Consider the following 21303-nt stretch of genomic DNA (forward strand, 5'->3'; position numbering starts at 1 on the left):
TCGGTCCTGAATAGGATTTACGGCAGCGTCCGCGAAATGATTGGCAATCTATCTCGAACGGGCGGATTTTTCCTTTTTGGTCAAATTGATCCTCTTTGTGATCTCTGACAGGCGCGACCAACCTTGGAGCGTGACAGGAAGGGCGAGCGCGGATTCAATAAACTCCCACGAGTAGCTGACGATGGAGAAGATTGTGCCGGTCGTGATTGGCAGGGTCGTGGTGGCATACCAGAGGTTGAACACGACGAGACCCAGAAGGACGATGAAGATCGCCCCATAGAGGATAGACTCGGAGTCCGACAGGCGGACCTCGACTCTGCGCAGATGCGATAGGTGTAACAGCAAGCCGCGCGGATTACGGGTTTCCAGTATGCCGACCTGTCGCTCAGTCTGTTGGTTCAGATGTCCGTTCAGCCGGTAAAAACGGCGGTGAAACAGGGCGTAGATCATCAGCATTGCCACGACTGCTACCGCTCCGGCCAAGGCCAGCATCGGACCGAATGCGAACAACACGATCATCGAGATCACGAGCTGCACAACCGCCGCTATCACCAGCGGTAATTCGCCTTCCAGAAAGTCGACTATCTCACGCCCCATACTCAGGCGTGCGTTCAGCATCGAGACCGGTTGATCAGGTGCGCGGGCGGCTTGCGCGCGGCCCACCTCCACCCGTACGGTGCCGAACACGCGCGTGTCATAGGCGCGTCGTGCGACACTGATTGCGATCAGGACGGCCATGACGGTAATCAGCTGGAACAGGGCAGTTGTGTTCTGTGCCAGCAAGCCGTCAATGGCGAACCCGATAAACAAAGGAACGAGAGCCGTGAGGGCGGTTTCGAACAATGTCAGTACCCACGTCAGCCCGATGCGCCGCCAGAACACGCGCAAAAGTGCGGGGATGGTGATTGGTCCATCTTCTTCCAGCATTATGCAGACCCTGCGGCAGGTGCAGTGGGCTTTGCCGACACCGAGGGCAGGAACGCCGCTTTGATGTCCTCGAAAATCGCGATCAGCACCGGCACAAGGATCAACATCAGCGTCGTGCCGAAAATCTCGCCAAAAGCCAGCGAGGCGGCAGCAGGGATCAGGTATTGCGCTTGCTCGGAAGTCTCCACCAAAAGGGGCAACAGGCCGATAACTGTGGTTGCGGTGGTCAGAAATATTGCCTGAAAACGTCCCTGTCCCGCATCATGGATTGCGGGTGTCACATCCATTCTCGCCGCGCGGTTCTGGTTGTAGCGGGTGATCAAGACAAGGCTGTCGTTCACCACCACGCCGGTCAGCGCCAGCATTCCGAAGAAAGAAAACAACGATAGCGTCAATCCCATGATCAAATGCCCCATCGCCGCGCCGACAAACCCGAACGGAATTATGGCGAGTATGATGAAGGGCTGGGCATAGGATTTGAGCGGCACGGCCATCAGCACATAGATCAGGACTGCCGCCAGCATCAGGGCACGCAGCAGTCCGCCCTGAATCTCGCCCATCTCGGCCAACTCACCGCCCGGTGAGACCTCTACGGACGGGAAATCCTGCGCCAAACGTGGCATCAGTTGTTCCTGCACAGCTTGCCAGACCTCGGCTGGCACTGCGACTTGCCGGTCGATGGCCGCAGAAACCGTATTGACGGTCTGTCCGTTCAGTCTGTCGATAGAACCAGATACGTAGCTGTCCGTCACCTCGGCCACCGTCGGCAAAGGCACCCATGCGCCAGTGTCGCTGCGCAGCTGCGTGCGCATCAGATCGTCGATGGTGTCGCGCGCGGCATTGGCGTTCTGGACAATCACGCGCACTTCGCTCGTACCGCGCTGGACGCGCTGCACTTCGGCCCCGCCAAAGGCATAGCCGATCTGGCTGGCCAGAGTTTGCGCGGTGAAGCCAAGGCTGCGCGCTTCGGGGCGGATGCGCAGGCTCAACTCCGGCTGGCCGCCAACCGACGTGCCCCGGATATTGCTGAGGCCATCAAGTTCTGAGAGGAACGCGCGCAGCTCATCGCCGGCTTGGTCCAATTGGTCTGCATCGCGCGACAACAGCCGCACCTGAAACCCGCCACCGATCTCGTCCGAGCCGGAGAATTGCAACTCGGTCACCCCTTCCAGCTGTCCAGTTCGTTCACGCCACTCAGACACGATGTCTAGGACACCAACAGTCGGTCGCTCAGTGACAGGCGACAGCTCGGCGAATATCTGGGCGCTTTGTGCGCTGGAGACCAGCGCGAATACGGTGCGGATCGGCGGGCTATCCAGCCCGGCGCGGTCTTGCAATTCCACATTCATGGCATTGCCCAAATCTTCGATCCGCTGCAGGTGGTCACGGGCAAGGGAAAACGGAGCGCGGGCATCCATCTCCAGCTTGACGGTGATGATCTGACCCGGCACTTCGGGAAAGAATGCCACCGCGATCTTGCCCTTGGCAATCAAACCCATCCCCAGAAAGCCCGCTGCAAGAAACGCAATCAGCACAGCGTAGCGGTGATGTACCGAAAAGCCGAGCGTGGGGCGGTAGACCCTGTCGCGCACCCACGCCAATCCGGCGCGCGCGACCCTTTGCACATGCGCCCAACCACGCGTCAGCATGTATTTCGGCGTCTCGTCCAGTGATGTATGTGCCAGATGCGCGGGTAGGATGAATTTGCTCTCAATGAGCGAAAAGATCAGCGCGAGGATCACGATGCCCGAAAAACCCGCCAGCACCTTGCCCAGCGGGTTGTCGATCAACAGCATGGGAAAGAAGGCGGCGATTGTGGTCAACACGCCAAAGACTGTCGCAACGGCGACCTTGTTCACACCATCCTCGGTGCCTTTTATCGGATCGTCGGTCCTGCGCCGCTCTTCGTACACAGCTTCGCCAACCACGACAGCATCGTCCACGAGGATACCGAGTGCGATGATAAGCCCGAACGTGGTCACGTCATTCAGCGAATAGTCGACCCATTTTGTGCCCGCTGCCGCCAGCGCTCCCATGACCGAGATGGGAATACCCATCGCCACCCAGAAGGCTAGGCGAACATTGAGAAAAACCGCAAGGATCAGCGTAACGAGTAGCAGCCCCTGCACGCCGTTCGAGCGCAGCAACGCAAGCCTGTCCGAGATATAGGCCGCGCTGTCGCCCCAGACGGTGGGATGCACGCCGGAGGGTAGTTGCGGGATGAACCCGGCCACAGTGCTGTTCACCACCTCTGATATTTCGAGCAGGTTCTCCTTCTGACCAATCAACACCTCCATTCCTACGGTCGCGTCACCGTTCAGACGAAACAGGAAATCACCTTTCAAAAACGTGTCATCAACGGTGGCGACGTCGCGCAGCAAAACTGTTGATCCATCTGGGCGGGTGATCACAGGTAGTGCCTCGTATTCCGGCGCATAACGGGCGCTATCATCGGCGCGCAGGTAAATATCACCACCAGCCGTGCGCAAGCTGCCCGCCTGAAAGTTCAATGAGTTTGTCTGGATCGCTGCAACCACGTCGGCCACGGTCAGGTTCAGCTGGCGCAGGCGATCCGGGTATACCTCGATCCGCAATTCTTGCGGAATCAGACCCCAGATATTCAGGCGCGACAATTCGGGCTGCGATAGCAACTCTTCCTTCAAACGTTGCGCAAGGGTCTGAAGTGTCGCGGGATCGGTTTCACCGTGCAAATTGACGTAGAGCGCCGGGAAATCGAATCCCGCAGCGTCAATCACAGGGCGTCGGACGTTGGCGGGTAGGTTCGTTACCGCGTCAATACGCAGGCGCACGGCGTTCAGCAGACGTTGTAAATCCTGCCCACCCGCACGGCGCACGTTGACGGTGGACACGCCATTGCCGGACTTCGACGTAACACTGTGGACACCTTCCAGCCCTTCAAGGGCCTGTTCGATCTTACGTGTGACCAGCTCGTCCACTTGTGCGGCGGGCGCGTCGGTGAATTGCGTCGTGATAATTATGCTTTCGGGCGGGATGCGCGGAAACCCCTCGATCCTGATCGACAATGCGCTCATCACTCCCATAAAAAGGATGAGAGCCATTGCGAGGTTGGCGGCGACGGGGTTGCGGATGAACCATCCGGTCAGGAAGTGCATCAGTTACCCTCCACCATGTGCGGCGCGACCTGCTGGCCGGGGAGAAAGAAGCCCAGTGGCGTAGTGGCCAAACGCCATGTCATCTCACCCTGCGGCACACGGATCACGATGCGATCAGCTCGGCGGAAGATGATGTCGGGTGTCTGGCGCACAAGCTGGTCGTCGGGGTCAATGAACCAGACATGGCCAGTGCGGGTGAGGGCGGTGCTGGGGATGGTGAGGGTGTCCTCGACAGTGCGACCCCGCAGGATGACTCGGACAAAACCTCCCGACAGAACCGATGTGTTTTCGGATCGGGATACCTCCAGAAAAATGCGATACTGGCGGGTCGTCGGGTCCAGAAATCCGCCACCCTCACGGATGATAGCGGTCCCTAGCGGTGTTCCTGACGTGGACTCTAGCACGGCGATCTGCCCAGCAATCGGGTGATCCAAAAGATCCCAATCTGTTCGCGACACTTCGACGGTAAGCTCAAAACGCGTGTCGTCCACCAGCGTGACCATCGGTTCACTTGGACTGACAGTTTGACCCAAGCTGATCATCCTTTCCGTGACGATGCCGGAAAACGGCGCGATCACAGTGGTATCTTCGAGCTGCTGGCGTGCCGCAGCAAGTTGTGCCTCTGCCGACGCTATGCCCCCTTCGGCGATCCTCAGTTCTGGTAAATGCAACGCAAGTTCGTTGGGCGGTTGGATCCCATCGCGCTCAAACTGGCGACGGGTGATGGTTGTTTTGTTCTGGGCGCGCAACAGTGCTAAACGCGCCTCTTGCAATGCCAACTCGCTTGCGGCGACTGCGGTTTCGTATTGGGTGCGTTCGATCTGAAAGAGAGTAGTTTCGGCTGTGACATGCTGACCGGAAAGGGCCGCCTCGCTAACCTCTATGACACGCCCACTAACGGCCGCCCGGATTTCCGCTGACCAACGCGGACGCACCTCACTCAGGGCTTCGACCGATGCATTGACATCGCCTGCTTCCAAGGCGCGAAAGGACACCAGTTGCAACGCAGGTCCGGCATCTGTGGCAGAGACATCTGCAGTGTCTTCGATCGCCGCCAGAAATCCGCCGACAGCCACCAAAGTTCCAATAGCAAGCAAAATCCAGACCCATCGCCACTTGGACGCGTTATTTCTTTGCCCAGTTTGATCGGACATTATGGTTCCTATCTTATTTTGCCAAACAACTTGCGATGAGCTACTGATTGGCGACTCAATGAACGAACGTTCACTGAAGTAGATAGGGCGGAAGTTATATTTGTGCAAGCAGCGCAAAGGCCGATTCAGAAAAACCTTGTCGGCCTTAAGCGGAATGGACGCTCTGACACAGATGTAATCTCAGCCCCTCGGGCTGCCTTATGGCGATGTTTGAGATACGCGGTCGATCCAGTCATTCAATACCTCGAGAACATCCCCCTCATAGGCATCACGCCCCGACAGGATGAACTTGGCCTGTGCGATGAGCGGGATTTGATCCGGCAACTGATAGTTGAGATAATCGGCTGACAGCAGCGAATGGGTTGCGTTCGGGACGAGATGAAATTCGCTGTGCGGATGCGCATCTTGCAGAAGAGATGTATAGACTGCCACGGTATTCTGCGCGTCGACGTTGAGGTCTTTGGCTCCCGACAGGAGCAGCACCGGCAGGGTCAGTCCGGCTATGTCGCTGCTTGCGTTCTCGCGGTAGTTCACCCGCGCGAAGCGGAACCTGTCTTCTGACATGAATTGCCCCTCGGGCCGTCCAGCGGCGCGATCGGACGCAAGATACGCTTCGTAGGTCGTGTCGCCGCTAAACCAGAGATGGTGCGCCGCCGCCTGCCGGGTCAGTTCCACCGCGATTTCGACAGGGGTCTTGCCCTCTTGTTCCAGTCGGACGGTGGCGTAGTATCGACCTTGGGCCTGCCAATCGATGGCAGCCCCTATCAGGACCAGAAAGGACACGTCGTCGGTCAGCGCGGGCACACGCGGCAGGGCCCAGCCCGCCTGTGAAAAACCCAAGAGTCCGATGGCGCGGTTCTCGAAGCCGTCCAACTGTCGCACGGCGGCTAGGGCCGAAGCCGCCTCGTCGGCGCGGTTGTCCATGGACTGGTGCAGCCAGTTTCCACTGGACGCGCCCACGCCGGGCTTATCCCAACTGAACACCGAAATCCCGGCATCGACCAGCGTGTTGACCAGCGGTAGGTAGCCACCGTCCGACCAACGGTCCTGCGCACCGTCGCCATGAACCAAAAGCACAACAGGGCCGTCGGCGGACGCTGCTATCAGCGTACCCTCCAGCCTGTCGCCACGTTCGGTAATGAACACGATTTGCTGCGCGCCCTGCGGCAGGTCGAAATCCGTGATCCGCGAGAATGAGAGGATCAGCCCGGCACCGAACAAAACCAAGACGGCAAGAGCGACGAAGATAGAAAGAAGGCGACGCATATCAGTTGCCTCCCGATGTCAGGGCACGAATCACGAAAGACAACAACGCCTCCGTGTCGCGCTTTCGCGGCTTCTTTCCGGCCAAGCCAACCCGCAATGCAAAACCCTCGATAGTGTCGATGACCAGACCGGAGGTTGTTATCGCGTGCTTCTTCTTTTGTCTGCTATCCGCAATCACCTGTGCTAGGGTGTCGATCAGCAACGCCCGGTTGCCGCTAAAAAGATCTTCTATAGCCGGATTGCGCAGGGCTTCCGAAGTGATTTCTACTGTCAAAATTGCTGAAACCGGGTCGGCGCAGTAGGCAAAATAGCTTTTGACGAAAGTATCGACTGCCTGCCGCGGGTCGTCGCAGGCGGCGACCTTCGCCACTACGTCTGCCAACCCGGCTGTTTCGATCTGTGCAATCTCGGCGATCAGGTCATCACGTCCCGGAAAGTGGTTGTAGAGGTTACCGACGCTCACACCAGCTTTCGTTGCAATGTCGCGCATCCCTGTTCGTGCAATGCCCTGTTCAACAAAACAGGTGATAGCAGTTTCGACCAAAAGTGCACGCCGCACCCGCGTTGTCTCGTCACGATTGCTCCGTTCTAGCTTGGTTTTTTCCATGTTGACCCCTGTCTTACGCGTCTGCGCAATATTCATTCAGTGAACGTATGTTCACTGAATGAATAGCAGGAATGCACAGAGATGAAAATACCGTTGTTAGAGCAGTCATTAGCGCAGCCGCAGCGAAATGGCGCTTCGTCCGCTTCCTTCCCCTTCGTTGCGACCGCGGCGAAAGTGGTAGGCGACTGCATGATTAAGTACCAAGACATTGCTGATGGTGATCCAGTACTCGATCACTCCCGCCTTCTGAAGGCGATGGAAAACGCATTTGAGTGTGCCACTGCTCATGGTGGGATCGGGCTCACGCAGACCAAAGCCTTCAATCGCAAGTTTGCCCATTGGATGGCAGATCATTCACCTTGGCCGCGATACCACACCGATGAATTAATGAGGCTCAACAAGGTTCTGAACGAATGGGACGTGCCACATGCCATGGTCGTCCATGATTTAATCATCCTCGCCAAGTTCGGGCGTCATACTAAGGGTAAGTTTCAGATTTCAAAAAAGGCGCAAGACCTTGCCAGCCAGCGCGGTGCGTTCTTCGCCAAGATCGCTGAAACATACCTGTTTGAATATAATCACGCGCGAAATGCCCGATCAGAGTTCATGGCACCCGGAAACTGGGACATCTTCCTCAACATCATCAACGTCGAGGCAGAACAAGGCCTCACAGAAGCGCATCTCGTCAAGACGCTCTATGGTCTCGAAAAACGTGCGCATGTGATTGATCGGGAATACTATGACCACGCCGGGTTCATCTTCACGCATGTTCTGCAACCACTCAGCTGGCTTGGTTTTCTGGCAGAAACATCCGACGGTGGCAGACTGTCAGATTGCACCTACTGGAAAACGCCATTGTGGCGGGCGTGTCTGCAACTGGAAACCGACGGTATGGTCGACGTACCACATCGCCACTAAGGCTTCACTCAAGCTGTCGGCATAAAAGTTGAGCCCCCTGCCCTCCTTGCTTTGCGTAAGCGTCTTCGCATCATCTATTTTTGCGGCAGACCAGTGATCATTTGCAATCTCGATGACACGAAGCCAACAGATCAAGCCGGGGATCAGGGCAATTGAAACACAATCAAAAATTGATCGTGCTCCAAAGCGCGCTCACCGGAAGGGCGAAGTTCCTGTCGCCAAAGGTGAGCTTTTCTTGGCCTAGGTAGAACACGATCCCCGTGCATGTTTTATTGCGGCCAGGCCCGTCTTTTGAGAACCATTTGAGGTGTTTGAAATCATCTCCATTAACTGATGCAGATGCCTTTATCTCAACGCAGACCAAGTGGCTGCCACCGTCGATCAGGATGTCAATTTCCCGCTGGTCTGCGCTGCGCCAGTGATAGAGCCGGTAGTCAGCGGCCTGCATTGGGACGGCACGCCGGATTTCGTTCAGAACAAAGCTCTCTAGCAGGCCGCCAAGCGCCTGCGGGTTGTTGTCGATAGTAAAGGTATCTTGGGTGAAACGCCGAAGGGCACAGGCGATGCCAGTATCTGCAAAATGGTATTTCGGGTTCTTGATCTCCCGCCTGCCCTCGCCTGATGTCCAGGCACCCAGTTTCGTCAGCATCGACAGCCGTAGCAGGATATCAAGGTATTGATCGACGGTAACCCGTTGCAGTTTCGTCAGTTTAGAAAGCTCGGACGTGTTGATTTCCTGCGCGGAGCGCGCCGCCATCTGATCTATCAGGATACGCAACGCATCCGGTTTTCGAACCGGTATGATATCAGCGACATCGCGCTCCACCACTGCGTCGATGTAATCCCGATATTGCCGCTGGCGGGATCTTATCGGTAGCTCTCTCACTTCTGGAAAACCACCTTCTAGGATGAGATCTATGTAGTCACGTCGACTAACCTGCTCTGGATCACCCGCCTGCCCTAGTTTCGGTTCGTTTTGAATCGCCCAATCCATGATGCGATTGACGGGTGCCTTTTTGACTTCAGCGACGGATAGGGGCCAGAGCTTAAGTGTTCGCATTCTACCCGCAAGCGAGTCAGCCACATCAGTGGTTGTGAATACGTTGGAGGAGCCGGTAAGTACAAATTGCCCCTTACGCCGATTGGTATCGACGACCCTCTTGATCGCGAGAGCTAGTTTTTTGGATCGCTGGGCCTCATCAATGATAAGCGGATCGCCATTCAGATTTTCCGTTAAGCTGGTAAGCTGGCCCTCCGGGTCCGCTTCAATGGCCGCCAAGACAGCTGCGTCATCCAATGTGATGAAACGGCCATTGCCAAACAAGTCCCGCACAAGTGTTGTCTTGCCAACTTGCCTTGGACCAATGAGGTTGACCACACGTGCTGATGCAAGTGCATCTTCAAGCTCTGGGATGAGGTGCCTTGGCAGATATTCTTCTGTATCAGTCATGAACCTTTTGTCTCTCCCTCGCCTGATGAAGCCCAAACCGAAAAAGAGGTCCGCTTCCTTTTCACAGAATGCATATTAGAGGCTCCACCATTTGTCTATTAGATGCCTCACCATTTGTTCATTAGTGCATCTACAGTTTGCCTAGAACACAGGTTTGCTGGGAATTTCGTAGAGTTCACATTCACTCGCTCTCTGCGCGCGGTCAGGTCACGTGAGCTGTCTATCTCGATCATCAGCAAGAAGCTCGACGCTGTCACGTTTGAGCGTAGTGCCTCTTTCCGCTTGCAACAGATCATCTTGCAAAAGCGTCGGCAGTCCTATCCCAGGTACTTCTTACACACCTGAAACTGATAGAGCTTTATAATTCGAGCTGTGAAGTGCCTGATTTTGAGCCCCCTGCCTTCTTTCTATCAACGACGCCGTTTCTTCGTTCGGAATTTACCGCGAGCAGCCGTCTGTTTTAAGTGTCGTTGTCCCCTGCCCTGACGACAAAGGCTTTGGCAATGACATCACTTTGAGAAAATTGTCCGCGGACAATTTTTGGTTCACGCGGCATAACTCTGAGCCTTAGCAAGACGCCTTACCAATCTTTCTGGGCTGAAATTGTCACTCTTCGATCCCGTCGTAATTGAACGAAAGTAGGCACCAACGGCTTTGATTTTGTCATGGAACTGCATAATCGCCCATACTGTGGCTGCAGCTCTTAGTGCACCAAGTCGGGCATGTGCTGCATCATAGTTTTGGGTCGTGATCCCTATCATCGGTGCAAGCGTTCGAGCGTGAGCTACGACATCATGAATTGTTTCAATCTTTCTCAGTGAAAATTCGGCAGCCTGTGGGCAAGCTGATAACAATTCTGGGATCGTGATCGGAGCATCGGAACTTGTAAGAGGAGTTTCTTTTTTTAAAGCAACATTCTCTTTATCAATATGTTCTTTATTTGACTTATGATGGTGCCGGACAAATTGACCGTTACTGGCGGTCAGAGTAGTCGTCAAATTAGGAGTTTGATCGTCTGGTCCCTCAGCTTCAACTTCAGTAACTGGTAGGTTTGCGAGGATTTGTTCGCAGTCTTGGAGCGATAACTTGCGTCGAAGAATACGGAATATGTTGAGGGCCCTGTCGTCGTCAGGGTTTTCGACGAGGCTTGCATTGGCGGCAGTACGTATCTTAGCGCGCAGGTAATCGATCTGTTCCCGTTCCCTCAGGACTTCTGCTGCCAAAGCTGAAATTTCGTGAAGTCGGTCAAAGAGCGGTGTAAGGTCGAAGCCAAACCGTAGAGCTTTACCTTCAATGCGGTTGTGCTTAGTGAAGCGCTTCCGGTTTGGGCTGTCACGGCGAACGAGTAGCCCAGTTTCCTGCAATGTTGCAGCATGACGTCTGATCGTTCTGTCTGAAATGCCATTGCGTCGAAACGTGAGCGTCGAGTTTGATGCAAACACAGTGTGGTGATTGCGTTTGGGTGCGAGGCACGAAAGCATCGCATCTAATGTTGAAATTACGGACGCGCTCAGGCCGAGACGCGGAGCGGCGTTGCGGAGCGTTGCTATGACGATGTGACGCTCTGGAAGGGAATTGTCCGCGGACAATAGTTCATTGGTCCGCAGCCCAGTGGGTGCAGTTGCTTTTGTAAATGCCATGTTTTTTCACGACAACCTGATGTGAAAGGCTCCTATATCTCTGAAAATCAGAAAAAAGGCCGCAAATCTTCAGCAACCGAATCGGTTGTTATTGACTGGCGCGGAGAAGCTGGTAAATCTGAAAGTGCAAAGAACAGATTGGGCTCTCCTAGGGAAACCTTGGGGGGCTCTTTCTTTTTTGGGTTGTTGGTCGTGCTCCTTTTTTTAAGTTTTACTGCTCGGTCGACATCAGTCAGGCTTTTGCTCTGACTGCCACGCCTCATAGAGGCGCGTAAGCTCAGCTTCTGCGTTGTTACGCATCCACTGGGCAAATTCCGGGGCATCAGACTTCGACAGCTTGAATGTCAAAGCACGGGCCGTCTCTTTTACTTCTGCCAAAGCCGTCCCATCGCTAAGTTTGATCGATAGGGTAGGGGGGGCAGCTGGTTTGTCTGGGGCTTTAGATTTTAGCGCTTGAGTAATGGCATCACTGACCATGCCAAAGCGGTCGTCGGAGCTTTTGGCTGCATTAAACTGAAGCGTTGCGGTGACCTGTTCAAGATCGATGCTATCGCTGCGCGACTGGTCTGCCAGCTCTTCCCAACGTCTGCGTCCAATGCCGTGCGCGGAGCCGATCTTCTCGATGACTGACTTTGGAATAGACCGTGCAACTTTGGTCATGCGCGATAACATTGGCTTGTCCACAGCGAGGGCATCCAGAATGATTGCTTGCTCGTAGCCACTTGTAGCCAGTTCGGTGGCGAAAAGCGCTTTTTCAATGAAGCTTGGGTCTAAACGCTGGGTGTTCTCTTGGCCCTGAGCAAGTATAGCCTCTTCATCAGAAAGAGACCTGACAAGTGCTTTCGCGGGAATGCCGAGCGACCGCAAAGCCCGCAATCTGCGGCGGCCATAGACGATCTTGTAGTGCCCCGGTTTGTCCGAGATCGGCCGCACCATAATCGGGACTTGCTGGCCGTGCGCCTTGATGCTTTCCGCCAGCGTTAAGATATCCGAATCGGTGAACGAGAGTCGATCCTTGGGGCCGCTCTCTTCGATGACATCAACAGAGATTTCCCGCACCGCGTTGCTCGCAACATCTTTCAAAGTAGACTTCACGCCGCTCATTGCACCAGTATTTGGAAAACGCGCTTTTTGCTCGCTAGATGGTGCCGCCGTGCTGTCCGCATCAGGTGGAGGAGGCGGCTGGAATAGGTTTCTACGGGCCATCAGTCAGTATCCCTTCCCCAAGCTTTCTGGATCGTCTTCTCGAACTCATCCGCAACGCCGTTAACAGACTCTAATATGCGGTTTAGTGTCTTCTTTACGATTTGTGAGGGATCCAGCTCATAGATGGTTTGCTGCGTCATCCCAGCGTCGGAGATCGCTGTGGATTTGAGCATTGGCGTGGTTAACACCTGATCAAGAAGAATGGACCGTAAGAAGCCCGCCATTTGTGATTGGGGTACGTCGGTCGGTTCATATCGAGCGACTAAGAACTTTAGGAAATTCCAATCGATTGGCCCTGCGGCCTCTTCTAGAGTTTGGACAGTTTCTCCAGCCATTTCAAGGAATTGCGCCATTGAGGCAACATCCAACATGCTGGGAACAACCGTGATCAGAAGGCCAGTTGACGCCAACAGGGCCGTCATCGTTGTAAAGCCAAGCTGAGGCGGACAATCTATGATTACTAAATCATATTCGGCCTCAATTTCGTCGAGGGCGATTGCAAGGCGTTGTGTAAAAGGAGGATCAATCTTGTGCTGAAGTGCATAGGCCGTCTCAGTCTCGTATTCGGATAATAAGAGGCCCGCAGGTGCGAGATCAAGATTATGAAAGTAGGTCTTTCGAATGATCTGGCTCAATGGTAGCGGATCTTCATACTTAAGCGCGTCATAGATCGTACCGTTCTCGGCGAACTCGATTTCAGGACGGTATCCGAACATTGTGGTCAAGCTGGCTTGCGGATCCATGTCGATTGCAAGAACGCGATAGCCTCGCAAGGCGTAGCGTTGGGCCAAGTGGATCGCAGTTGTCGTTTTGCTGGACCCGCCTTTGAAGTTGACGATGGAAATGATCTGAAGAGCGTCGTTATCACGACGTCCAGGAAGGTATGCCTCACCATTTCGACCAGTTTTCGCCATGACATGACGGATTTGATCAATCTCCTGTGCAGTGTATAGCCTGCGACCTCTGGAATCAGTCTCTACGTCAGGGAAATCGCCTTCTTGATGACGTGTCCTAAGATTAGACATGCTGATACCTGTCAGCTCAGAAACTTCAGCAGGATGAAACTTGCGCAGCGCTTTTCGACTATCGGGCTGGAAGCTGTTGCGCATATGATGATTCAACGCTTCTGACAGGCGGGCGGCATTCGCTGCAATCGATGCGGCGATTGTGCTGGTTTGTGCGTTATTAGAGTCTGAATTCATGTTGCCCTCACGACCTCTTACCGGGTCATTTCTGTTTCGTCGCTAAATAACGTGATTTGCGTTGGTTAGCGACAATTGAACTCATGACACGCAAGTTATCCCCAGGCAACATTTTTTTGCGCATTGCTTGTTTCTGGAGCTTTCCGAACATTGCCCAAAAAAGGCAGATTTTGCGCATAACAATTTGATAATACTTAAGATATTTCATCTAGTGGCTGGTTTTGCAAGATCTGGTGGTGTTTGCCTCGCCAAGCCCAACCAATAGCATCGGCATCCATATTTCGAATCGGGTGGCTTTCCGATTTTGTGGTGACGGATGAAATAGGGCATCGCAATACTGCTGATTAAAGGCTCGGAATCCGAACTGCAAAAAGGACGATTTTTCACAACCGGCAAGAGAGTGGCGAGGTCAACCATCTTGGGACTTGCATGCGCAAGCAGGGTGCCATACGCCGTTGACATATAAGTCATTGAAGCATATATGACTTGAAATGATGAAACGATTGCAGACTGTTGTTGAGCTTCCAGAATTTCAGAGGCGCGCCAAGGCAATCATGTCTGACCATGAACGCGAGGCTGCAATAAACTTTGTCGCGGCCAATCCTGAGGCGGGTGTATCCCTCGGGACGGCAGCGGTAAGAGCGGTGGATTCAGGACGATTTATGTATTTGGTGGAACTCAGATGCCTATTTTTCTGATTACGGTTTTTGCCAAGAATGAGAAGGCCAATCTGTCAAAGACAGAACAAGCTGCGGCTGTCGAGATGAGCAAAGCGATTGTCTCAAGATATGGAGATGGAACATGAGTGCATTTGAGAGCGTAAAAAATGGCCTTGGAGAGGCTCTGGCCTTTGCCAACGGTGATGCCACTGATGCGATGGTGCATGAGGTTACTGTAACCAGCGTCAATGTCGCAGAAGTCCGACAGCAAACCGGCTTATCACAGGCCGCATTCGCCAAAAGCATCGGTGTGGCAAAAGGAACTTTGCTAAATTGGGAACACGGACGTCGGCATCCGACAGGACCGGCACAGGTCCTGTTAGCACTCATCGCCAAAAAACCGTCAGTCGTTCAGGACTTGTTGCGCGGCGCGTGAACCGGGGCTTACACCCCAACCCTCTTCACGCGGATCCCGAGCTTGCGCGCTTTGTCTACGATATTCTCGGTGATCCCTGACCCTGGCGTTGCAATCAATCCCTGAGGCAGGATTTCCAACATCTTGTCGTTGCGCTTGAAGGGGGCTGCTTTGCCGTGGCTTTTCCAGTCCGGCTTGAACACCACTTGCGTCACACCCCGTGCATCTGCCCAACGCGCTGCGATCATCTCGGCGCCTTTGGGCGTACCACCATGCAGCAACACCATGTCGGGATATTTTTGATGCGTGGCATCAAGAACAGACCAGATGAGATCATAAGCTTGATAGTCCCCGCCTGAGAACGCGATGCGGGTGCCATCGGGGCAATGCACTTCGGCTTCTTTGCGTCGCTTGGCTGACAGAAAAGCCCGACTGTCTACGACTGCGGATGTCAGACCTCTGTGCGATACTTTCGAGCCAGTACGGGGCATCCAAGGCGAGCCTGTCGCTGCTGAGAAGTGGTCACAAGCCAGATCGCGCATTTGCTCGAAGGCGTCGCGGTGGTCCCAGAGCTTTAACCCGATCATTTGCAGCCGCTCCAGCTCAACGGAGGCAACCTCGGAACCGTCCTGTGTGCTCATGCTTTCGCGGACCTCGCATTCATTGTCATCAAGGCGTCTTTGCAGATGGGTCAAACGGCGATGAAACAGGGAGGTGAGGGACCAGAGCATTTCTTCGAGGTTGTCTTCCAACTGGCTGTCATCGAGCAGACTGATGGTCGTGTCAAAGAGTGTCGCCATGGCGAGTTCGACCTGATCTGGCTGGGGCAGGGGGCGATGATCAGTTTCATCTGGTCCCGGCTTTGCGCCATGAAGTGCGAGGTGATCGAGGATTGCGGATGTCAGGCCGTGATCTTCGGGGTTGGTTTTGTCTTGAAGGGGCATGGTCTTGTTCCTCTGTTTAATCTGACCCGATTTGGATGGGGCGATAACAGGGCCGGCGGCGACCGAACCGCATCCTTTTGGGATCGCAGCGCAGCGGAGAATGCGGCCACGGCAGAAAATTGTTCCGCGAGGAATGCCCCGCCTTCTTTCTTTGGCGGGGCAGGGGGGTTTTCTGACGGGGGCGCATTGCGGTTTGGGCGAGGAGCACTCAGCTCCGACCCGTTGGCCCATCGCTCCCCTTATCCAAACGGGATCAGATTGAACGTCTTGGAACGCCTGCCGCTGGCAATACACACCCCAAAGACTACGCTTTACTTCATATTCTCAATAACTTATCCCTTCATGGCTGCCAGAAGCACGTTGCGAAGCCCGCCTTTGCCAAATGCCGGCAGGTCTTCGTTGAAATCACCAAGCTGTGGGACGAGGTGCCGACACTCAATGCCAAGGGATGGCAGTCTGCCTGTAAGACCATGCGCTGCGCGCTCACCCGCTGCATCATTGTCTCGTGCAATCCAGATGCGCTTGATGCCTGACGGTGGAATAAAGAGGCCAAGATGCGTAGCTGTCAGACAAGACGCGAGATTGAACTCGGGCAGGGCGGTGCCAACTGACAGCGTGTTCTCAAGACCTTCGCCGACAATCAAATCAGCCGGGTTAGACCCTGACCAAAACCGAACAGCGTTGCCATGAAGCTGGCCCAGTATCCGTTTCGGATTGCGCAGATCTGCAATCCCGCCAGTCGTCGGGTCGAGATATGTCCGAGCACATCCCGTAATGTTGCCCTGATTGTCGGTGATCTTCGCCAGAAGGGCAGGGGAGTTGCGCGGATGATCTGACGTCCTGTCATCACCTCGCAGGTAGACCCTCGGATGAAAGCGCAAGGCGGGCCCGAAGCGCGCGATGCCGCGACGGTGCAGATAGGCCGCAGCCGCAGTCCCCAACACGGGCCTGCCATCAGCAAAGAGCCGGCGCGCTGACGCGATGCGCTTGGTGTTGGCCGCGCCTGCATCCCGAGACACCTTCTTGGGCACCTTCGATACGGGAAGCGGTGCAGTGCCCAGAAAATGTTGCGCCTCATGGAGAGTCTCTCGCAAAGACTGTGATCCAAGCTTGGCGTGTAGTAGGTCGATGAGGTCTCCAAACTCACCCGTGGCGTAATCTGTCCATCCACCCGCCTTACGACCGTCTTGGGCGTGCAGACGGATCACGAGACTGCGTCCCACCGCACCAGATGTGTCACCAACTTGCCAATAATCGCCTTGGCGATAGCCTTGAGGAAAATAGGCGCGGCAAAAACACTCCGCACGCGCCCCAAGGTCTGCTGAAATCTCAGCAACCGAGACACCCACCCTCATTACGCTGTATCAGCAACAGCGATGCCAACAGGAAAGCGCGCCAACAGAGCCGCCAATGCATCAATGTTTTCTGACGGCAGAAACACCCGTGTCTTCCATTGGATCACTTCGGTAAAGCAGCCCATGGTTTTCAACTCGGGCAGGATCGCGCCCGTGGCACCGATGACTTCCAATCTGGGCTGGCCCATGACAGGCGAGCGGCGCAGCTGAAACCCGTTTACGAGGCTCAGCGTGGCACGGGTCTCCATCACGGTGCGCAGCACGTCGTCGGGATCCATCTGTATATCATTGTCGAGCCCAAGCCGTGCATAGACGTTGATCAGCTGTTCTTGCGAGACCAATCGCCCGATTGCGCGTTCACCATCCTCGACCTGCAGACGGTAAATCCGCATATTGTCGGCAGGCAGACGATCCCAGATCGGCAGGAGAAGGCCGCAGATCAGCGTGATTTTGGATTTGGTGAACTCCGGCACGGCATCGACCTCGGCCTGCCAGAGCTGTTCAAACGTCGCATCATCAACTTCCTGCCAGTTTGACTTGGCGAACTCACCCAACTCGAACAAATCATAGGTCATTGGACGCAGCAGTTTGACGCGACGAATTGGAACACCGTCCTCGTCCATATAAGCAGGTGCATTGGTCATCAGACCCGCACGCTTGGACGCGGCGTTCCAACAGAGTTTTGCATCTGGCGTTCTGGCGCAAATGGACTTCGCCTTGGCAAGCGTCAGGGGCTCGTTTCGGTCCGTCCGTTCCACCGTTAGCGCTGTTGCCGTCGCCCCGGTCGCTTCATGCTCGAAAATGACCTTGCGGTCGATGATCTTAAACCGCTCTGCGCGTAGCGTCTCAAGTCCGACATCAAGCGTGCCTGCCTGCCGCGCATCTTCGATGATCGCGGAGAGCAGTTCGCCAAAGGCATCAAAGATTGCGTCCTGCATGCCAATCTTCAACGCAAGACACCGATTGAGAAATTGCTGGATGGGCGGAAGGACCTCTTTCATGCAACCATCGGCATCATCAAGGGTCAAGCCCGTCATCTCCTGAAACCGCGCATAAGAGCAGGCATCGATCTTTCCTGCCCGCAGCTTGTAGAAGAATTGGCGCAGTGCTGCGCGGGCATAGGGGCTTTCAAGATTGTCTTCCGCGCGGAACATATTCTGTCCGCCGGTTTCGCGTTGGCCCTTGGTGATCGCACCGAGCGTATCCAGACGACGCGCGATCGTGGACAAGAACCGTTTCTCGCCTCTAACGTTGGTGGCAACGGGACGAAACAGCGGCGGCTGCGCTTGGTTGGTCCTGTTGGTGCGTCCAAGACCTTGAATAGCGTTATCCGCCTTCCAGCCCGGCTCCAGCAGATAGTGCACCCGGAGGCGCTGGTTCTTCGCGCCAAGATCCGCGTGGTACGAACGCCCCGTGCCACCCGCGTCTGAGAAGACCAAAATGCGCTTGGTATCATCCATGAAGGCTTGGGTTTCGCCAAGGTTGGAGGAGGCGGGCCGGTTCTCCACCTTCAGGCGCCCCTCAGACGTCCGCACAATCCGGCGCTTGCGTCCCGTGACCTCAGCCACCACATCCCCGCTGAAATGCCAGAGGATCTGATCCAGCGCTCCTTGCACAGGTGCCAATGCGCCAAGATGCTCGATCAGATCATCCCGCCACTGTTCGGCCTCACGGCATATGATTGGCGTGCCCCTCGCATCCACCGCGGGACGGGATCGCAGATCCCCGTTTTCATCGGTGTAGGGCTCAAACAGCTGTGTCGGGAAAGAATGCGCCAGATAATCCATCACATATTCCCTCGGCGTGATGTCGACTTGCAAATCGTGCCACTCAGATGGTGGGATCCCGTCGAGACGACGTTCCATCAGTGCTTCGCTGGTTGAAACCACCTGCACGACGGCGGCGTGACCCGCCGCGAGGTCTCCTTCAATGGCTTTGATCAGAGACGGACATTTCATGGCTGTGATTAAGTGATTGAAAAAGCGTTGCTTATTGCTCTCAAAAGCTGACCGCGCTGCAGATTTCGCTTGCGGGTTCAGTGTCCCGCCCTCAGACGAAATACCTGATGCTTCTAGCGCTGCTTCAAGATTGTTGTGAATAATCTGAAACGCGTCCGCATAGCTGTCATAGATTGCGACCTGTGCGGGCGTCAGGTCATGAACCAGCATGTCGTATTCCACACCAGCATAGGAGAGCGACCGCGCGAGATAGAGCCCCAAGGCTTTGAGGTCGCGCGAAATCATTTCCATGGCCGCAATGCCACCTGCTTCCATGGAGGACACGAATTCGGCTTGGGTCACGAAGGGAAAATCGCCCGTGCCCCACAGGCCAAGACGGGATGCATAGGCGAGATTGCCGACAACGGTCGCACCAGTGGCTGAAACGTAGAGGATGCGCGCGTCAGGAACGGCGTTCTGCAATGCCAGCCCCGCAAGACCTTGCTGTGATACCTTCTTGTCACCGCGTGCTGATTTCTCACCGGCGGCATTCGCCATGGCGTGGCTTTCATCGAAGGCGATGACACCGTCAAACCCGTCACCGAGCCACGCGATAACCTGATCAAGACGAGAGGCCTTGCCTTCACGCTCTGCGGAACGCAGCGTCGCATAGGTGACAAACAAGATGCCCTCGGCCAGTCGGATATCACTGCCTTGGCGAAACTTGGACAGCGGGACAATATCGCTCTCCCGCCCACCCAACGCCATCCAGTCGCGCTTGGCGTCCTCAATCAGCTTATCGCTCTTGGAAACCCAGACAGCACGCTTACGGCCGTGCAGCCAGTTGTCGACGATAATGCCAGCGACTTGCCGTCCTTTGCCGCATCCAGTCCCATCCCCGAGGAACCAGCCCTTGCGCAGACGAAAGGCCCTTTCGTCGGTCTCTGCCGCGGCAACTAGCTGACCGGCAACCTCACTTGGCTTGAACCAGCCCTTCAGATGACAGGCGTGGGCGTGGCCAGCATAAATGACGCTCTCAAGCTGCGGAGCCGACAATACGCCGTCACGTTTCAGCGCAGTGGGCAAAATAGGCTGATAGGTGGGTAGCGGCGGCGGCACAGACGCCATGGCTGCGGACTGCACCAGTGATGTTGGATGTGTGGCTGCACCCTCGATCTCGAGGGCCTGCAGCGTATAATCCTCGTAGACTGCGTCCTGCAAAGCACCTTGGGGGTCGGTCCAGTCCTTTGGCTGATACACAAGCGGACAGGCCTCAACGCTGTCGAAGGGGTGTTTGGCGCGCTCTGCGGCGAGGTCACGGGTTTCTTGGCGGGCAGCATCGCGCAGTGCATGCAGATTAAGCCGTGTCGTTGGTTTTGGAGCGGTCTGACGCGCGCCAGTAGGGCAGCGGGGCACCGCATTGGGCCGTTCCGGGCAATGGGCCATAACGGCCGCCAACAGATCATCGGTGGTTTCGCACAGAGGATGGTAGACGTCTTCAAAGTCGGTTTTTACCGCATTATCGTCAGCGCTTCGTTTGTCGATGACAGTCAGGCGCGTATCGATGCTTGTGCCGTGCCGCGCGAAAACCTTGCCCGAAATGGCGGCCGAAAAGACGACGTCCGCAACCTCGCCAATACTTCTGAAGGTCGACTGGTGGCTCTTGGTTTTTGGTGCGAAGCTTTCGCCTGTGATCACAACGAGACGTCCAGAAGGCGCAAGCCGTGCTAAGGCTGACAGAACGTGTTGACTGGTTGCTTTGCGGAACTTGCCGTCGACATGTTGGGCGGCAGAGAAGGGTGGGTTCATGACGATGACAGAAGGTGTAATCGCGCGATCAAGCCTGTCGTCGATGGATGCAGCATCGTGTCCAGAAACTGGAGCAGCCGCAAAGAGCGCCTTCAGCACCCCACGCCGTGTGTCAGCCAGTTCGTTGAGGGTGATGTCTGCGCCAGCAATCTGCCCGAATATGGCAAGCATGCCTGTGCCCGCCGACGGCTCGAGAACTAGGTCAGATGCGCGAACCCCTGCGGCCTCAGCAACAATTGCTGCGAGGGGTAGGGGGGTCGAGAACTGTTGCAATCGAACGCTGTCTTCCGAGCGTCGCGTGTGTGAGGGCGCAAGCGCGGACAGGCGTTCGATCATGCTGAGAAATTGGGCAGGCGATGCGGCCTGCTTTCGCATTAACGCGCCGTATCGTGAGATCATCATGATTTGGGCGATTTCGACGGCATCATAGGCGTCCTTCCAGACCCATGCACCGCTTGTGTCACTGGCATTAAAAGCGCCCTCCATCGCTGCTCGAAGCCTTTTGGCGTCGATAGGTTTGCCAGCTTCAAATTGCGGCAGAAGGCTGTTTGCAGCGGCAACTAGGCGATGCACCGTCTCAGATGAGGGCAAATCTGCGGGGATGGTCTCGATAAGCGCAGCCGTTTTTGGATGTGCATTCATGTCGTATCTCCAATGTCTGAAAGCAGGAAAAGGAGGCG

15 protein-coding genes are annotated in these 21303 nt (G+C 55.4%); 3 read left to right on the forward strand and 12 right to left on the reverse strand.

The window, feature by feature from the left end; genetic code table 11:
- Positions 1-48: 48 nt before the first annotated feature.
- The 5 genes from ACRBB0_RS25310 to ACRBB0_RS25330 form a co-directional block, all read right to left on the reverse strand.
- On the reverse strand, positions 49-927 hold the full coding sequence (locus tag ACRBB0_RS25310) for an ABC transporter six-transmembrane domain-containing protein (RefSeq protein ID WP_431377257.1): 879 nt from the start codon (positions 925-927) through the stop codon (positions 49-51).
- Positions 927-4061 (reverse strand): efflux RND transporter permease subunit, encoded by a 3135-nt coding sequence (locus tag ACRBB0_RS25315; RefSeq protein ID WP_431377258.1) that lies wholly within the window; start codon positions 4059-4061, stop codon positions 927-929. Before ACRBB0_RS25315 ends, ACRBB0_RS25310 begins: the two co-directional genes overlap by 1 nt.
- On the reverse strand, positions 4061-5215 hold the full coding sequence (locus tag ACRBB0_RS25320) for an efflux RND transporter periplasmic adaptor subunit (protein ID WP_431377259.1): 1155 nt from the start codon (positions 5213-5215) through the stop codon (positions 4061-4063). The genes ACRBB0_RS25315 and ACRBB0_RS25320 overlap by 1 nt, the downstream gene beginning before the upstream one ends.
- A 198-nt stretch (positions 5216-5413) precedes the next feature.
- Positions 5414-6481 carry an alpha/beta hydrolase family protein gene (locus ACRBB0_RS25325; RefSeq protein ID WP_431377260.1) on the reverse strand — a complete coding sequence of 356 codons (1068 nt, stop codon included), beginning with the start codon at positions 6479-6481 and terminating at the stop codon, positions 5414-5416.
- Position 6482: 1 nt separating this feature from the next.
- The gene (locus ACRBB0_RS25330; protein WP_431377261.1) at positions 6483-7088 is read right to left on the reverse strand and encodes a TetR/AcrR family transcriptional regulator; all 606 of its coding nucleotides are present in this window, start codon (positions 7086-7088) and stop codon (positions 6483-6485) included.
- Positions 7089-7169: 81 nt separating this feature from the next.
- Here ACRBB0_RS25330 and ACRBB0_RS25335 point away from each other — a divergent pair, with 81 nt between their 5' ends.
- Positions 7170-8006, forward strand: a complete 837-nt coding sequence (locus ACRBB0_RS25335) for a hypothetical protein (RefSeq protein WP_431377262.1) — start codon at positions 7170-7172, stop codon at positions 8004-8006.
- A 163-nt stretch (positions 8007-8169) separates the two neighbouring features.
- On the opposite strand, the gene ACRBB0_RS25340 is transcribed toward ACRBB0_RS25335, so the two are convergent.
- The 4 genes from ACRBB0_RS25340 to repA all read right to left on the reverse strand — a co-directional run bounded on the left by ACRBB0_RS25340 (position 8170) and on the right by repA (position 13504).
- Complete coding sequence (locus ACRBB0_RS25340) at positions 8170-9456, reverse strand: ATP-binding protein (protein WP_431377263.1); 1287 nt, start codon at positions 9454-9456, stop codon at positions 8170-8172.
- A gap of 545 nt (positions 9457-10001) precedes the next feature.
- On the reverse strand, positions 10002-11096 hold the full coding sequence (repC, locus tag ACRBB0_RS25345) for a plasmid replication protein RepC (protein ID WP_431377264.1): 1095 nt from the start codon (positions 11094-11096) through the stop codon (positions 10002-10004).
- Between the two features lie 228 nt (positions 11097-11324).
- Entirely contained in the window at positions 11325-12302 is a 978-nt protein-coding gene (repB, locus tag ACRBB0_RS25350; protein WP_317388838.1) for a plasmid partitioning protein RepB, read from the reverse strand.
- Positions 12302-13504, reverse strand: coding sequence for a plasmid partitioning protein RepA (gene repA, locus ACRBB0_RS25355; RefSeq protein WP_431377265.1), 1203 nt, complete (start codon positions 13502-13504; stop codon positions 12302-12304). The genes repB and repA overlap by 1 nt, the downstream gene beginning before the upstream one ends.
- Positions 13505-14162: 658 nt before the next feature.
- On the opposite strand from repA, the gene ACRBB0_RS25360 reads away from it, so the two are divergent.
- Both ACRBB0_RS25360 and ACRBB0_RS25365 read left to right on the forward strand, forming a co-directional pair.
- Positions 14163-14309 (forward strand): addiction module toxin RelE, encoded by a 147-nt coding sequence (locus ACRBB0_RS25360; RefSeq protein WP_431377279.1) that lies wholly within the window; start codon positions 14163-14165, stop codon positions 14307-14309.
- Entirely contained in the window at positions 14306-14599 is a 294-nt protein-coding gene (locus ACRBB0_RS25365) for a helix-turn-helix domain-containing protein (RefSeq protein ID WP_317388840.1), read from the forward strand. Before ACRBB0_RS25360 ends, ACRBB0_RS25365 begins: the two co-directional genes overlap by 4 nt.
- Before the next feature lie 8 nt (positions 14600-14607).
- On the opposite strand, the gene ACRBB0_RS25370 is transcribed toward ACRBB0_RS25365, so the two are convergent.
- From ACRBB0_RS25370 to ACRBB0_RS25380, 3 genes are all read right to left on the reverse strand, one after another.
- The gene (locus ACRBB0_RS25370; protein ID WP_431377266.1) at positions 14608-15522 is read right to left on the reverse strand and encodes a DUF2493 domain-containing protein; all 915 of its coding nucleotides are present in this window, start codon (positions 15520-15522) and stop codon (positions 14608-14610) included.
- A 332-nt stretch (positions 15523-15854) separates the two neighbouring features.
- Positions 15855-16877, reverse strand: a complete 1023-nt coding sequence (locus tag ACRBB0_RS25375) for a DUF7146 domain-containing protein (RefSeq protein ID WP_431377267.1) — start codon at positions 16875-16877, stop codon at positions 15855-15857.
- Entirely contained in the window at positions 16877-21265 is a 4389-nt protein-coding gene (locus tag ACRBB0_RS25380; protein WP_431377268.1) for a strawberry notch-like NTP hydrolase domain-containing protein, read from the reverse strand. Before ACRBB0_RS25380 ends, ACRBB0_RS25375 begins: the two co-directional genes overlap by 1 nt.
- Between the last annotated feature and the right edge of the window lie 38 nt (positions 21266-21303).

The sequence above is a fragment of the Pelagimonas sp. genome (genome assembly GCF_050633425.1).
Lineage (GTDB): Bacteria > Pseudomonadota > Alphaproteobacteria > Rhodobacterales > Rhodobacteraceae > Pelagimonas.